Source organism: Pseudomonas simiae, from assembly GCF_900111895.1.
GTDB classification, from domain to species: Bacteria; Pseudomonadota; Gammaproteobacteria; order Pseudomonadales; family Pseudomonadaceae; genus Aquipseudomonas; species Aquipseudomonas simiae.
In genome coordinates this window covers 281,618-296,635 of the sequence record NZ_FOKB01000003.1, presented here as the reverse complement: position 1 = coordinate 296,635, position 15,018 = coordinate 281,618, and the positions used below count along the sequence as shown (strand labels likewise).

Annotated in this window: 12 protein-coding genes; 7 read left to right on the top strand and 5 right to left on the bottom strand. The window is 62.0% G+C overall.

The features are described from left to right. The 5 genes from BMZ57_RS11370 (at position 1) to BMZ57_RS11350 (ending at position 5,122) form a co-directional block, all read left to right on the top strand. Positions 1 to 1,713: a putative 2-aminoethylphosphonate ABC transporter permease subunit gene (locus BMZ57_RS11370; protein ID WP_069672940.1), complete on the top strand. Its 1,713-nt coding sequence runs from the start codon at positions 1 to 3 to the stop codon at positions 1,711 to 1,713. A 22-nt stretch (positions 1,714 to 1,735) separates the two neighbouring features. Next, positions 1,736 to 2,749, top strand: coding sequence for a putative 2-aminoethylphosphonate ABC transporter substrate-binding protein (locus BMZ57_RS11365; RefSeq protein ID WP_069672939.1), 1,014 nt, complete (start codon positions 1,736 to 1,738; stop codon positions 2,747 to 2,749). Positions 2,750 to 2,803: 54 nt separating this feature from the next. Then, positions 2,804 to 3,937, top strand: coding sequence for a TIGR03364 family FAD-dependent oxidoreductase (locus tag BMZ57_RS11360; RefSeq protein ID WP_042571408.1), 1,134 nt, complete (start codon positions 2,804 to 2,806; stop codon positions 3,935 to 3,937). Further along, on the top strand, positions 3,937 to 4,491 hold the full coding sequence (locus tag BMZ57_RS11355) for a phosphonate degradation HD-domain oxygenase (RefSeq protein WP_010207283.1): 555 nt from the start codon (positions 3,937 to 3,939) through the stop codon (positions 4,489 to 4,491). Before BMZ57_RS11360 ends, BMZ57_RS11355 begins: the two co-directional genes overlap by 1 nt. Positions 4,492 to 4,582: 91 nt before the next feature. Further along, positions 4,583 to 5,122 carry a hypothetical protein gene (locus BMZ57_RS11350; RefSeq protein ID WP_042571409.1) on the top strand — a complete coding sequence of 180 codons (540 nt, stop codon included), beginning with the start codon at positions 4,583 to 4,585 and terminating at the stop codon, positions 5,120 to 5,122. 5 nt (positions 5,123 to 5,127) lie between these two features. Here BMZ57_RS11350 and BMZ57_RS11345 read toward each other — a convergent pair whose 3' ends face one another. Next, entirely contained in the window at positions 5,128 to 6,495 is a 1,368-nt protein-coding gene (locus BMZ57_RS11345; protein ID WP_044288027.1) for a DUF3482 domain-containing protein, read from the bottom strand. After that, entirely contained in the window at positions 6,488 to 7,858 is a 1,371-nt protein-coding gene (locus BMZ57_RS11340; RefSeq protein ID WP_069672938.1) for a DUF2868 domain-containing protein, read from the bottom strand. The genes BMZ57_RS11345 and BMZ57_RS11340 overlap by 8 nt, the downstream gene beginning before the upstream one ends. Before the next feature lie 69 nt (positions 7,859 to 7,927). Here BMZ57_RS11340 and BMZ57_RS11335 point away from each other — a divergent pair, with 69 nt between their 5' ends. Next, positions 7,928 to 8,440, top strand: a complete 513-nt coding sequence (locus tag BMZ57_RS11335) for a dihydrofolate reductase (protein ID WP_010207277.1) — start codon at positions 7,928 to 7,930, stop codon at positions 8,438 to 8,440. Between the two features lie 95 nt (positions 8,441 to 8,535). Here the strand turns inward: BMZ57_RS11335 and BMZ57_RS11330 are convergent, their stop codons facing one another. Then, positions 8,536 to 9,927, bottom strand: a complete 1,392-nt coding sequence (locus BMZ57_RS11330) for an L-cystine transporter (RefSeq protein ID WP_069672937.1) — start codon at positions 9,925 to 9,927, stop codon at positions 8,536 to 8,538. 241 nt (positions 9,928 to 10,168) lie between these two features. Between BMZ57_RS11330 and BMZ57_RS11325 the strand changes: the two genes are divergently transcribed. Continuing rightward, a complete protein-coding gene (locus BMZ57_RS11325) occupies positions 10,169 to 11,227 on the top strand; it encodes an HAD family hydrolase (protein WP_021492660.1) in 1,059 nt (352 codons plus the stop codon). A gap of 177 nt (positions 11,228 to 11,404) precedes the next feature. Here BMZ57_RS11325 and ilvD read toward each other — a convergent pair whose 3' ends face one another. Beyond that, positions 11,405 to 13,246: a dihydroxy-acid dehydratase gene (gene ilvD / locus BMZ57_RS11320; RefSeq protein WP_069672936.1), complete on the bottom strand. Its 1,842-nt coding sequence runs from the start codon at positions 13,244 to 13,246 to the stop codon at positions 11,405 to 11,407. 372 nt (positions 13,247 to 13,618) lie between these two features. Then, complete coding sequence (locus BMZ57_RS11315) at positions 13,619 to 14,815, bottom strand: class I SAM-dependent rRNA methyltransferase (protein ID WP_003195152.1); 1,197 nt, start codon at positions 14,813 to 14,815, stop codon at positions 13,619 to 13,621. Between the last annotated feature and the right edge of the window lie 203 nt (positions 14,816 to 15,018).

Below are 15,018 nucleotides of genomic sequence, written 5' to 3'. Positions count from 1 at the left end.
ATGGCCAGCGAGATGACACTGCCCATGCCGCGTGAAGTTTCCCGCGCTGAAAGGGGCGACCGCATTTTCGTGGTCGGCGGCAAACTGGTGTGGCTGTTGCTGCTAGGGATTGCCGTACTGCTGCCATTGCTGGCGATCTTCTGGCGCGGCTTCAGCAGCGAAGCCGGGCAGGGCGGTGGTCTGGTGGCGGCGCGGGAACTGCTCACCAGTGACAACTTCCACTGGCTGCTGGGCAATAGCCTGAAAGTCTCCCTCAGCGTCGCGGCCATTGTCGTACCGCTGGCTTACCTGTTTGCCTACGCTCTGCAGCGCACGTTGATCCCCGGCAAGGCGATCTGGCGCGGCATGTCGCTGCTGCCGCTGATGGCGCCGTCGATGTTACCGGGCATTGCGCTGGTTTATCTGTTCGGCAACCAAGGCATGCTGCGCGGGTTGCTCTCGGACAATATCTACGGCTTCTGGGGCATTGTGCTGGGCGAAGTGATCTACACCTTCCCACACGCCTTGATGATTCTGCTGTCGGCGCTGTCCCTGGCGGATGCGCGCTTGTTTGATGCCGCATCCAGCATGGGCGCCAGTCCGGCGCGGGCGTTTCGCAGTATTACCTGGCCGGCCACGCGTCAGGCGGTGTTCGCTGCGTTCTGCCTGGTATTCACACTGACCATTACCGACTTCGGCGTGCCCGTGGTGGTGGGCGGGGACTATCAAGTGCTGGCGCTGGAAGCCTACAAGGCGGTGGTCGGCCAGCAACAGTTTGGTCGCGGCGCGTTGATCGGCATGGTGTTGCTGCTGCCGGCGCTGTTCAGCTTTGCTGTGGATGCCTGGCTGCGCCGCCGTCACGGCGACGCCATGAGCGGTCGTGCCCAAGTGTTCCAGCCGGCGCCGTCGCGCTTGAGGGATGCCTGCTACCTGGCCATCGTCCTGCTGGTCTGCGCGGTGTTGCTGCTGGTGTTCGGCATGGCGGTGTATTCGTCGCTGGTGAAGTTCTGGCCCTACAACCTGTCGTTGTCGCTCAACCATTACCAGTTCGAAGACACGGCCGGCGGCGGCTGGCTGGCCTATCGCAACAGCCTGACCATGGCGTTGTGCACGGCGTTGATCGGCAGCGTGTTGATCTTCACCGGCGCGTACCTGATGGAAAAGACCAAGGGCCAGAAGGGCCTCAACCTGGCCCTGCGCATGCTCAGTTTCGTGCCAATGGCTGTACCGGGCTTGGTGCTGGGCCTGGGCTACGTGTTCTTTTTCAACCTTAATGGCAACCCGCTGCATGTGTTCTACGGCACCATGACGTTGCTGGTGGTGTGCACCATTGCTCACTATTTGACCACCGCGCAGATGACCGCGACCACGGCGCTGCGTCAACTGGACGCCGAGTTCGAAGCCGCCGCGTTGTCGCTCAAGGCGCCGTTGTACCGCCATTACCTGAAAGTGACGGTGCCGATCTGCCTGCCGGCGCTGCTGGACATCGTGCGCTACCTGTTTGTGTCGGCGATGACCACCGTGTCCGCCGCAATCTTCCTTTACAGCCCCGACACCCTCCTCGCCGCCGTCGCCGTGTTGAACATGGACGATGCCGGCAACGTGGGCGGCGCGGCGGCCATGTCGACCCTGATCCTGTTCACCTCGGCCAGCGTCTCGCTGCTGCTGGCGTGGGCTTCACGTGGCGCGTTGCGTCGCTCCCAAGCCTGGCGCCAGAGCGCACCCGGCCAATAAACATCCCTGAAGGAGGTGCTCCATGTTCAAGCCCCTGGCGCTGGTCGCTGCCGTACTGACTGCATTCAGCCTGAATGCCTTCGCCAAGACCGAGTTGACCGTCTACACGGCCCTCGAAGCCGAGCAGTTGAAGACCTACAAAAAGGCTTTCGAACAGGCTAACCCCGACATTGAGATCAAGTGGGTGCGTGACTCTACCGGCATCATCACCGCCAAGCTGCTGGCCGAGAAAGATCGCCCGCAGGCCAACGCAGTCTGGGGCCTGGCAGCTTCCAGCCTGGCGATCCTCGACCAGCAGGGCATGCTGGACAGTTACGCGCCGAAGGACCTGGAGAAGATCGGCAAGAACTACCGCGACGCCGCCAACCCGCCGGCGTGGGTCGGCATGGACGTGTGGGCCGCGACCATCTGCTTCAACACCGTCGAAGCCGAAAAGCAGGGCCTGACCAAGCCGGTGAGCTGGCAGGACCTGACCAAGCCTGAGTACAAGGGCAAGATCGTCATGCCCAACCCGGCCTCGTCCGGCACCGGTTTCCTGGATGTCAGCGCCTGGTTGCAGACCTACGGGGAGAAGCAAGGCTGGCAGTACATGGACGACCTGCATCAGAACATCGGCCAGTACGTTCACTCCGGCTCCAAGCCCTGCAAGCTGGCGGCTTCGGGTGAATTCCCGATCGGCATTTCCTTCGAATACCCGGCTGTGCAGTTGAAGCGCCAGGGGGCGCCACTGGATATCATCCTGCCGAAAGAGGGCCTGGGTTGGGACATCGAAGCCACTGCCGTCATGAAAGGCACGCCTCACGCCGACGCCGCAAAAAAACTCGCTGATTTCTCCGCCAGTTCGGCCGCCATGGACCTGTACAAAGACAACTTCGCCGTCCTCGCCCAGCCGGGCATTGCCAAGCCGCAGACCGAATTACCGGCTGACTACGAGCAGCGCCTGATCAAAAATGACTTCGCCTGGGCTTCGAAAAACCGCGACAGTATCCTGACCGAGTGGCGCAAGCGCTATGACGGCAAGTCGGAAAAACAATAATGTTCACCTCTACCTGCAGGCGCGGGCTCGCTCCTGCAGAGGACTGCGAAATCCATGACGAAGCACAGTGATCTACTGATTATTGGCGCCGGTATCCTCGGCCTGTCCCACGCCTTCGCCGCCGCCAAGCGCGGCCTCAAGGTCAAGGTGTTCGAACGCAGCGCCACCCCCTTGGGCGCCTCGGTACGCAATTTCGGCCAGGCCCTGGTCACCGGCCAACCGCCGGGGTCGATGCTGGAGCTGGCACGGGAAAGCCGTGAAATCTGGGGCCATTGGGCGCAGGTCGCCGGGCTGCAACTCAAGCGCAACGGCTCGTACCTGTTCGCCCGTACCGAAGCGGAAGAACACTTGCTGGAAGCCTTCTGTGAAGGGCGTGCAAAAGAGCACGGCTACAATGTCGAGCTGCTGCAGGGCACGGCGATGAAGGCGCTGTACGGTGGCCAGTTCCGCCATCACCGCGCTGCGCTGCACGGCAAGGAAGATCAGCAACTGTATTCCCGTGAAGCGATCCCGGCGCTGATCAACTACCTGGCGCAAGAGCTGAACGTGGAGTTTTACTTCTCCACCTTGGTGCGCGACGTCGAGCCGGGGCAGTTGCACAGTACTGCGGGGACCTTTCGCGGCGAGCAGATCATCGTGTGCTCCGGCCATGACTACCAAACCCTGCTGGCCGACGCGATGGCCGCACTCAACCCGAGCATCTGCCGCCTGCAAATGTTGCGTGCCCGGCCCGCGGTCAATCTGAACCTGCAACACGCATTGCTCACCGGTTTGAGCTGCGTGCATTACGGTGCCTTCGCCGATCTGCCGGAAGCGGCGCCGGTGCAGGCGCACATCCTGCAGGAGGCGCCGCACCTGCACGAACACGGCATTCACCTGCTGATCAGCCCGACGCCCCATGGGGAGCTGATCATAGGCGACTCCCATGACTACGGCAGCGACGCGTCGCCCTTCAATGCCGAGCAGGTGGATGACTGGATGATCGAACTGGCTGAACAGACCTTGGGCTGCAAGATCCAGGTGGTAGAGCGTTGGCAGGGGGTGTACGGCTCGCGGGGGCCGGGGCCGTTTTCATTCCTGCGGGCTGCGCCGGGGCTGAGCGCGGCGTTGATGCACACCGGCGTGGGCATGAGCGTGGGGCCGGCGATGGCCGAGCGGAATATCACAACACTGTGGGGCGCTGCGTGATGAACCCGCAACAGACCCTCGCCGAAATCTTCGGCTTGTATGAGCAACACGGCACGGCGGATTACATCGGCGAGCCGGTGTCGCAGATCGAGCACATGTCCCAGGCTGCGCAGCTGGCCATGGCCGAAGGCTTTGACGACGAAGTGGTGCTGGCGGCGTTTTTCCACGACATCGGGCATATCTGTGGCCAGGGTGGGGAAAACATGGGCGGTTTTGGCGTGGTCAGCCACGAACGGCTGGGGGCGGATTATCTGCGTCGCGCAGGGTTCAGCGAGCGCATGGCCAAGTTGGTGGAGTATCACGTGCAGGCCAAGCGTTATCTGACCTTCAGTCAGCCGGACTACTACGCCTGCCTGAGCGAAGCCAGTCGCCGTACCCTGGCGTACCAGGGCGGGGCGATGAGCGCCGATGAGGCTCATGCCTTCGAGCAGGACCCGTTGTGTGCTGTCAGTTTGCGCATGCGTCATTGGGACGAACAGGCCAAGCAGATGCATGTGCCGGTGCTTGACCTGCAGGTGCTCAAGGCAATGGCTGCGCGGCTACTGGCTGCGTAGACAGGCCTTACACCTAACGCAGACTCGCCGTCTGGAGGCGGGTGCATCGCGTCATTAAGGTGTTTGTTTCTTATCTTAAGGAGCAACACTGATGCGTTACTTGAAAGCCAATGCTCAGGACATGAGTGGTAATGGCCGCGCCGATACGGTCATCCTGCATTTTTATGAGCATCAGGTGGGTTGCCCGGATGAACTGGTTCACGAGATCTTCGCGGTGGACATGAGTGCCGATGGCCGTGTCGATCTGCATTGGGCTGAGGATCTGAACCTCGCCAGCCGGCCGCGCATGCTGGATACCGAGCGGGTGGATAGCTTTGCCGACACTTTCTTGAAACTGGGCTGGTTCAATCAGCGCAGCCATTGGCAGCGTACGTTGACGATGTACGTCGATCACTTCGGTAAAACCGGGATGCCCAACGCGATCAAACTCGACTTCCATGAGCGCACGACGTCTGGGTGCACGTCGTCGCTGGTTTACCAAGCGGCTGCTTATGACGGCGACAGTGACGGGGTGTTGGAGTCTTTCACCAATAGCGACATCGACCGCAACGGAATAGCCAATACAGCCGATAAAGAGCTGATTCGCTCGCTCTGCACGGCCTTCCTGGCGTTTGGGTGGTTTAAGCAATAACCCGATCAGGTCTCATCAAGCCGAGCGGCCAGGGCTTCGACCTGATCCTGCCGTTCGGCCTGGCTCAACCTGGCGTGAGGGTTGAGGGACGACCATTGCGGGTGGGCGCGGGCTTTGTGCAGTGCGTCCGGCAACTTGCCTTCGCGCCACGTCTTGTCTTGGGGCGTGTCGACCTTGATGCTGTGCATCGCCGCATGGCCGCGCAGGTTAAGGGCCTTGAGCAGCTGTCGCTGACGCAGGGCGAGCAGGCGCAACACGCTGTCGTCGACGGTCAGTTCGCGCTGGCCTTTGATCTTGCCCAGCAACCGACTGCCATAGCTGCGGGCAGTTTGCAGCGCGCCACCGGCAATCGCGCCGGCCAGGGCGGCGGCGCCCAGGGTCAGGCCGCCGACCAGCAGATCCACCCCCGCACCGGCCGCCGCGCCTGCGGCGATTCCACCGCCGACGCGCACGCCGAGTTGCTTGAGGGTTTCCGGGTTGAACAGGTCATCGCCCCACCGCCCGTCCAGCAGCGGCAAGTCACTGGCAGCGGCATCTTGCGGGCGGAAGCCGAACAGTTTGAGCAGCGCCTCCACGCATTTTTGTTCGCGTTGCCGCACGGCTTTACGCAGGTCGCCGATGGCTTGTTGCTCATCTTCAGTGACCACACTGCGGCGACAGGCGGCGCAGTCGATCAGCAACTCCGCGATCAGTCGCGCAGCGCTTTGCTGGCGGGCCTTGCGTTGAGCTTCCTGATCAAGAATCAACCGCTCCAGCTGCGGCCGCGCGTTTTCCAGCAGCAGGGCGAGGCTTTCATACAGGCGCCGTTCGCCGTCTTCCGGCGGTGCCACGCTGTCGAATCGCACCAATGCGTGCAGGCCAAGACGGGCGAGGGCTTCGCGCCAGTCCGGCTCGCGGTGGTCGCTGCTGCTGACGAAATTGAGCACGGGCAGCAACGGCTTGCCGCAACTGGCCAGTACCTGCAGCTCGTCGCGATACTTGGCCAACACCGGCTCGCGGGCGTCGATCACATAGAGGCCGGCGTCGGAGGCCAGCAGTTGGCGCAGCACCTTGGCTTCCTGTTCGAAACGCTGGCGGGCTTCGCTGCCTTCCAGGAAGCGCGCCAGGCGGGCGGGGCCGTCGAGGCGTTCGCCGGGGCGGTCCAGGCGCTCCAGGTAATCGAGCAGGGCGATGGCGTCTTCCAGACCGGGCGTGTCGTACAGTTCCAGCAAGGCCTCGCCGTCCACCGACAACCGCGCACCTTCCACATGCCGCGTGGTGCTGGGGCGATGGGAGACTTCGCCGAAACCCACGTCGCGTGTGAGCGTGCGCAGCAGCGAGGTCTTGCCGACATTGGTGTGGCCGACCACGGCGAGTTTCAGGGGCTTAGTCATGGCCAGTCTCCAACCAGTTCAACGGCGCGCAGTCGGCGAAAGGCAACTCAAGTTGCTGCAACGCGGTGTGCCAGTCACCCAGGCGCTCGGCGTCCAGCGCCTGGCCGGGCGGCGCTTGCAGCAGCCAGACGCGGGTGGCGGTGGCGCTGCGGGCGAGTTCGGCGATCAGCGCCAGGCTGCCGCGATCCGGCGAACGCCGTGGGTCGCAGGCGATAGCCAGGCGCGCGGGTGGGAAGCGTGTGAGTTGTTCCAGCAGTTTGTTGCGCGACTCTCGGCTGTCGAGGATGCCGGCGTTCTTCACGCTGGCGGGCAGTTTGGGGGGCCAGGGATGTTGGTCGTCCAGTTCGATGGCGACGAGCAGGGCGCCATCGCTTTCCAGTTCATTGACGCCGCCGCTGACGTGGTGCAGCTGTTCGGGCGCGGCATCGTTGACGCCAAGACGTTCGCTGCTCGGCATCAGGCGTTCGCGCAATTGGCTGTAGCCGGGCAGGTTGAGGTCCAGGCGCAGGGCGGCGCGCCCACGTTTCCAGCGCCACAGGCACAGCAGGGCGAGGATCAGGCGGGGCAGCATGCCATAGACCAGCAACACACCCACCAGCCAGGCGGCCCAGGCTTGGCGGACGCTTTCGATATTCAGGGCGGAGTCGCCGCTGGCGCGGATCATCTCGACGGTCGGCACGTTGAAGCCCAGCAGAGCGGGCAGCGTGCCGAGGGCCTGGGTCACAGCGACGAAAGTATCAGCGCCGAGAATGGTGGTTTCCCACACGAAGCCGTAGCGACGGGTGGCGAGCAGCGTAAGAAGAATCACCATGGCGCTGAGCAACGCCAGCAACCACAGGCTGTTGACCAGCACGCCCACGGCCCAGCGATTGAGCTTCTGCCGTTGCAGTAGCAGTAACAATGCTGGGGCCAGTTGTGCGGCTTTGGCATCACGGGCGAGTTTCTCGCTGAGCCACAACCACAGTCGCCCAAGGCTGGCACTGTGTTCACCGGCAAACAGCAGGCCCAGGGCCCAACTGATCAACAGGATGAGATTCAACCCGAGCAGGCTGCCGAGAGCCCAGAACACGTTTACCGGGTTGATGCCGTTGCCCAATGCTGCAAACGCCAGCCCTGCGCCGCTGATCACGGCGACAATCGCCAGCAGCACCAGCGCCAGACGTGCGCCTTGCAACCAACGGGTGAGGGCAACCGTGAGCCCATCGCGCTCGGCCAGGTGCAGGGCACGCTGCTGAATGCGCGTCGGCAGGTCGCCACCGGCCGTGCGGGCCAGGCGGTTGGCTTCCAGGTCTTCCAGCGGGCCCGCGTGTTCTTCGCGCAGGCGCACGGTTTCTGTCAGCCAAAGTGTGTGCAGAGGAGTCACGCGTTGTCCTGTTGTGTTTGTGAGCCTGGAGCATAACCTCTGACTCGGGGCTCTGGTATTCTCGTCGCCATGAAAAAAACTCTCCCTTTAAGCCTGATCGCAGCCCTCGGTGAAAACCGTGTGATCGGCGTCGACAACAGCATGCCCTGGCACTTGCCGGGGGATTTCAAATATTTCAAGGCCACCACCTTGGGCAAGCCGATCATCATGGGGCGCAAGACCTGGGATTCCCTGGGCCGACCGCTGCCGGGACGCTTGAACCTTGTGGTTAGCCGTCAGACCGATCTGGTGCTGGAAGGTGCGGAAGTTTTTCCGTCACTGGACGCGGCAGTAGAGCGCGCTGAGGAATGGGCCAAGGCGCAAGGCGTTGACGAGCTGATGTTGATCGGCGGTGCGCAGTTGTATGCGCAGGGGCTGGAGCAGGCGGATCGCCTGTATTTGACGCGTGTGGCGTTGAGCCCGGAAGGGGATGCTTGGTTTCCGGAGTTTGATGTGGGCCAGTGGAAGCTGGTTTCCAATCTGGAGAATGCGGCGCAAGGGGATAAGCCGGCGTACAACTTCGAGGTCTGGGAGAAAGCCTAAGAGCTTCGCGAGCAAGCCCGCTCCCCCATTTGACCGAGTTCCAACATGAGAATGCGGTCAAAAGGGGGAGCGGGCTTGCTCGCGAATACGGCCTATCAGGCCTGCGCCAACTCGGCATGCTCATCCGCATCCAGCAACGCCTTATCCGTCTGGCCCATGACCTGGCTGGTGATCGCACCCGCCGTCATCGAACCATTCACGTTCAGCGCCGTACGGCCCATGTCGATCAGCGGCTCTACGGAAATTAGCAGCGCCACCAGTGACACCGGCAAGCCCATGGCCGGCAGCACGATCAACGCGGCGAAGGTCGCACCGCCGCCCACGCCGGCGACGCCTGCGGAACTCAAGGTCACAATCGCCACCAGGGTCGCGATCCACAACGGGTCCAGCGGGTTGATGCCTACGGTCGGCGCGACCATCACCGCCAACATCGCAGGGTAGAGGCCGGCGCAGCCGTTCTGGCCAATGGTCGCGCCAAACGACGCGGCGAAACCGGCGATGGATTGCGGGATACCCAGGCGACGGGTCTGCGCTTCGATGCTCAGCGGGATCGCCGCCGCGCTGGAGCGGCTGGTGAAGGCGAAGGTCAGCACCGGCCACACCTTGCGGAAGAAGCGCAGCGGGTTGATCCCGGCCAGGGACAGCAGCAGGCCGTGCACCACAAACATCAGGCCCAGGGCCAGGTACGACACCACCACAAAACTGCCGAGCTTGATGATGTCCTGCAAGTTGGAACCGGCCACCACTTTGGTCATCAGCGCCAATACGCCGTAAGGCGTGAGCTTCATCACCAAGCGCACCAGGCGCATCACCCAGGCTTGCAGGGTGTCGATGGCGTTGAGGACTTTCTGGCCTTTCTCCACGTCATCCTTGAGCAGTTGCAGTGCGGCAACCCCCAGGAAGGCGGCGAAGATCACCACGCTGATGATCGAGGTTGGCTTGGCCCGGGCCAGGTCGGCGAACGGGTTGGCCGGCACGAACGACAGCAGCAGTTGCGGGATATTCAGGTCGGCGACCTTGCCTGCGTAATCACTCTGGATCACTTGCAGGCGCGCCATTTCCTGGGTGCCGGCCACCAGGCCTTCCGCGGTGAGGCCGAACAGGTTGGTCAGACCGATACCGATCAGCGCCGCAATGGCCGTGGTGAACAGCAAGGTACCGATGGTCAGGAAGCTGATCTTGCCCAGGGACGATGCGTTGTGAAGACGCGCCACTGCACTCAGGATCGAGGCAAATACCAGCGGGATCACGATCATTTGCAGCAGTTGCACATAGCCGTTACCGACCAGGTCGAACCAGCCGATGGAGGCCCTGAGCACCGGGTTACCGTCGCCGTAGATCGTGTGCAAGACAGTGCCGAACACCACGCCAAGTACGAGGGCACATAACACCTTCTTGGCGAGGCTCCAGGTTGTGCGACGGGTTTGTGCCAGGCCCAGCAGCAGGGCTACGAACACCAATAAGTTGAGAATCAGGGGCAGATTCATTGAAGCTCCGTTCAGAAGGCAGCCAATCGCGTGAGCCTGCGATTGCGAACCGAAAATCCTAACAGCTTGAAATATAATGATTTAATACCGATATGGAATGGTGACCGTCGTTTTTGGAATAAGCATTTGACGCTCAGGCACATGCCGTTGGCGCTATCACGACGCAAGCGGTCGCGCTCGGGCGGTAACTGTCACAGGGATTTGTTAGCGTCGATGTTTTTAACTCAGGGAGAAAACGCATATGAAGCTTGCTTCGAGATTGTTTGCCGCAGCGCTGTGTCTGGGCCTTGCCGGACAAACCATGGCCGCCACCGAGTTGAAACACTGGCCGGCCCCGGCCGCCGAGCAACTGAGCAAAATGATCACCGCCAACGCCAACAAGGGTAATTACGCGGTGTTTGACATGGACAACACCAGCTACCGCTACGACCTTGAAGAATCCCTGCTGCCCTACATGGAAAACAAGGGCTTGATCACCCGTGACAGCCTTGATCCGTCGCTCAAGCTTATGCCGTTCAAAGACACCGCCGACCATAAGGAAAGTCTGTTCAGTTACTACTATCGCCTCTGCGAAGTGGACGACATGGTCTGCTACCCGTGGGTCGCTCAGGTGTTCTCGGGCTTCACCCTCAAGGAACTCAAGGTGCAGGTCGATGAGCTGATGGCCTCCGGCAAACCCGTGCCCGTCAGCTATTTCGAAGGCGACGTGGTGAAGAAGTCTGAGGTGCAACCGCCGAAAGTCTTCACCGGCCAGGCAGAGTTGTACAACAAGCTGATGGAAAACGGCATCGAGGTGTATGTAATGACCGCCGCTTCGGAAGAGCTGGTGCGCATGGTCGCTGCCGATCCGAAGTACGGCTACAACGTCAAACCCGAGAACGTCATCGGCGTGACCACCCTGCTCAAGGACCGCAAGACCGGCGAGCTGACCACCGCGCGCAAACAGATCACGGCCGGCAAGTATGACGAGAAGGCCAACCTCGGCCTGGAACTCACCCCTTACCTGTGGACCCCGGCGACCTGGATGGCCGGCAAGCACGCGGCAATCCTCACCTACATCGACGAGTGGAAAAAACCGGTATTGGTAGGTGGCGACACGCCGACCAGCGATGGCTACATGCTGTTCCACGATGTGGACGTGGCCAAGGGAGGCATCCACCTGTGGATCAACCGCAAGGACAAATACATGACCCAACTGAACGGCATGATCGCCAAGCATGCGGCGGCGCAGGCCAAGGAAGGGTTGCCGGTGACGGCGGACAAGAATTGGGTGATCGTCAAGCCGGAGGAGATTCAGTAACACAATCAGTGTGGGAGCTGGCTTGCCTGAGATTGCATCGACGCGGTGTATCAGGCATAGCGAGGTGTCAGCATCGCAGGCAAGCCAGCTCCCACTGTTGATCTCCTTTGTTTGGGAAGATTATCTCCAGGCAAAAAAATGCCCCGCACATGGCGGGGCATTTTTTTTGGGCGAAGCTTACAGACCGTCGAGCATCGCTTTGTTACGCACTGCGCCTTTGTCGGCACTGGTGGCCAGCAGGGCGTAAGCCTTCAACGCCGTGGTGACTTTGCGCGGACGCTTCTCCACCGGTTTCCAGCCTTTCTTGTCCTGCTCGACCCGGCGTGCGGCCAGTTCTTCATCGCTGATCAACAGGTTGATCGAACGGTTTTGAATGTCGATCAGTACCTTGTCGCCATCCTGCACCAGGCCAATGGCGCCACCCGCAGCGGCTTCCGGCGAAGCGTGGCCGATGGACAGGCCCGAGGTGCCGCCGGAGAAACGACCGTCGGTCAGCAAGGCGCAGGCTTTGCCCAGGCCCTTGGATTTCAGGTAGGAGGTCGGGTACAGCATCTCCTGCATACCCGGGCCGCCTTTCGGGCCTTCGTAGCGGATGATCACGATGTCGCCTGCCTTCACTTCGTCAGCGAGGATGCCGCGTACGGCGCTGTCCTGGCTTTCGAAGATCTTCGCGTTGCCTTCGAACACGTGGATGGATTCATCCACACCGGCGGTTTTCACCACGCAGCCGTCGAGGGCGATGTTGCCGTACAGCACGGCCAGGCCGCCTTCTTTCGAATAGGCGTGCTCGACACTGCGGATGCAGCCGTTTTCACGGTCGTCGTCCAGGGTGTCCCAGCGGGTGGACTGGCTGAACGCTGTTTGCGTCGGGATACCGGCTGGGCCAGCCTTGAAGAAGGTGTGCACGGCTTCGTCGTCGGTCTGGGTGATGTCCCACTTGGCGATGCCTTCGGCGATGGACTTGCTGTGCACGGTCGGCAGGTCGGTGTGCAGCAGGCCGCCGCGGGCCAGCGAGCCGAGGATCGAGAAGATCCCGCCGGCGCGATGCACGTCTTCCATGTGGTACTTCTGGATGTTCGGCGCGACTTTGCACAGTTGCGGCACGTGGCGGGACAGGCGGTCGATGTCGCGCAGGTCGAATTCGATCTCGGCTTCCTGGGCGGCGGCCAGCAAGTGCAGGATGGTGTTGGTGGAACCGCCCATGGCGATGTCCAGGGTCATGGCGTTTTCGAACGCCTTGAAGTTGGCGATGTTGCGCGGCAACACCGACTCGTCGTTCTCGCCGTAGTAACGCTTGCACAACTCGACGATGGTACGGCCGGCCTGCAGGAACAGCTGCTCGCGGTCGCTGTGGGTGGCAAGGGTCGAACCGTTGCCCGGCAAGGCCAGGCCCAGGGCTTCCACCAGACAGTTCATCGAGTTGGCGGTGAACATGCCGGAGCACGAACCACAGGTAGGGCAAGCGCTGCGCTCGTATTCCGCGACTTTCTCGTCAGAAGCGCTGGAATCGGCGGCGATGACCATGGCGTCGACCAGGTCGAGGCCGTGGGACGCGAGCTTGGTCTTGCCGGCTTCCATCGGACCGCCGGAGACGAAGATCACCGGGATGTTCAGGCGCAGGGCGGCCATCAGCATGCCAGGGGTGATCTTGTCGCAGTTGGAGATGCACACGATGGCGTCGGCGCAGTGGGCGTTGACCATGTATTCCACGGAGTCGGCGATGATCTCGCGGCTCGGCAGGGAATACAGCATGCCGTCATGGCCCATGGCGATGCCGTCGTCCACGGCGATGGTGTTGAATTCTTTTGCTACGCCGCCAGCGCGTTCGATCTCGCGGGCGACCAGTTGGCCCAGGTCCTTGAGGTGGACGTGGCCCGGTACGAACTGGGTGAACGAGTTGGCAATCGCGATGATCGGCTTCTTGAAGTCGTCATCTTTCATCCCCGTGGCACGCCACAGTGCGCGGGCGCCGGCCATGTTGCGGCCGTGGGTGGATGTTTTCGAGCGGTAATCTGGCATGGAGCACTCCGGGCGGCTAATCACTTATTAATCAGGTGCAAAGGGGAGTGAGCTTCTAATTGACGACTGGAACACTCGAAAAATGGCCGTGTGTCCGGAAGTTGCCACTCGCGTCGCGGGATCGCCGCGTGCTTGGGCCTCGAGCTCATAAACCCGCCGGGGGATGACTGGCGATGAATAAGGCCGATTCTACACCGCTGGCGGCTGGAGGGAATGGCCGGAACCGTGAAGATAGCGGCTACAGGACGTGTGGGAGATCCACAACCCACTGTAGGAGCCGGCTCGCCGGCGATAGCGGTGGGTCAGGCGCTGATGCAGCGCCAGGCATAATGCCATCGCCGGCAAGCCGGCTCCTACAGGGGGCGGTGTTAGTTAGCTATTTGGCAACAACCGGCAAGTAATGCTCTTGATGTAACGCGTCTCTGCAATCGCCGGGTGCACCGGGTGATCCGGGCCCTGACCGCCGCGTTCGAGCATCTGGATATTGCGGTCCAGGTGACGGGCGCTGGTCAGCAGGATGTTTTGCAGGTCGTCTTCCGGCAGGTGCATGGAGCACGACGCGCTGACCAGGATGCCGTCCTTGCTGAGCAGGCGCATGGCTTGCTCGTTCAGGCGGCGGTAGGCGCCTTCGCCATTTTTCATGTCTTTCTTGCGTTTGATGAAGGCCGGTGGGTCAGCGACGATCACGTCGAAGCGTTCTTCGCTGGCTTTCAGTTCTTTCAACGCTTCAAAGACGTCGCCTTCGATGCAGGTCATTTTCTCGGCAAAGCCGTTCAGTGCGGCATTGCGCTCCACGCCGTCGAGGGCGAAGGCGGAGGCGTCGACGCAGAACACTTCGCTGGCGCCGAAGGCCGCGGCTTGCACGCCCCAGCCGCCGATGTAGCTGTACAGGTCCAGCACGCGTTTACCTTTGGCATACGGGGCCAGGCGCGCGCGGTTCATGCGGTGGTCGTAGAACCAGCCGGTCTTCTGGCCCTGGATCACCGGGGCTTCGAATTTCACGCCGTTTTCTTCCAGCGCGACCCACTCCGGTACCAGGCCGAACACGGTTTCGACGTAGCGGTTGAGGCCTTCGGCGTCGCGCGCGGCGGAGTCGTTCTTGAACAGGATGCCGCTCGGCTTGAGCACTTGGGTCAGTGCAGCAATCACGTCTTCTTTATGGGCTTCCATGGTCGCCGAGGCGATCTGCACCACCAGGATGTCGCCGAAACGGTCGACCACCAGGCCCGGCAGCAGGTCGGAGTCGCCGTAGACCAGGCGGTAGAACGGCTTGTCGAACAGGCGGTCACGCAGGGACAGGGCGACGTTCAGGCGGTGCACCAGCAGCGACTTGTCCAGCGGCAACTTGATGTCGCGCGACAGCAGGCGGGCGCAGATCAGGTTGTTCGGGCTCATGGCCACGATGCCCAGGGTCTTGCCGCCGGCCGCTTCGAGGATGGCCTGGTCGCCCGCCTGGAAGCCGTGGAGTGGGGTGGCGGCCACGTCGATTTCGTTGCTGTAGACCCACAGGTGGCCGTTGCGCAAACGACGATCGGCGTTGGCTTTGAGACGCAGGCTTGGCAGGGACATGACGTCGCTCCGGAAAAAAGAGCGGGAGTATACCTTGTTGTATAGGACTCTGTGACGCCGCCGGACATGTGGGAGCTGGCTTGCCTGCGATGGCATCACCTCGGTATGACCGCTATATCGAGGCGCCTGCATCGCAGGCAAGCCAGCGCCCACATTTGGTCCGGTTCCCATCGGTTTTTGAGGTGTCAGTCAGGTTCCTATAG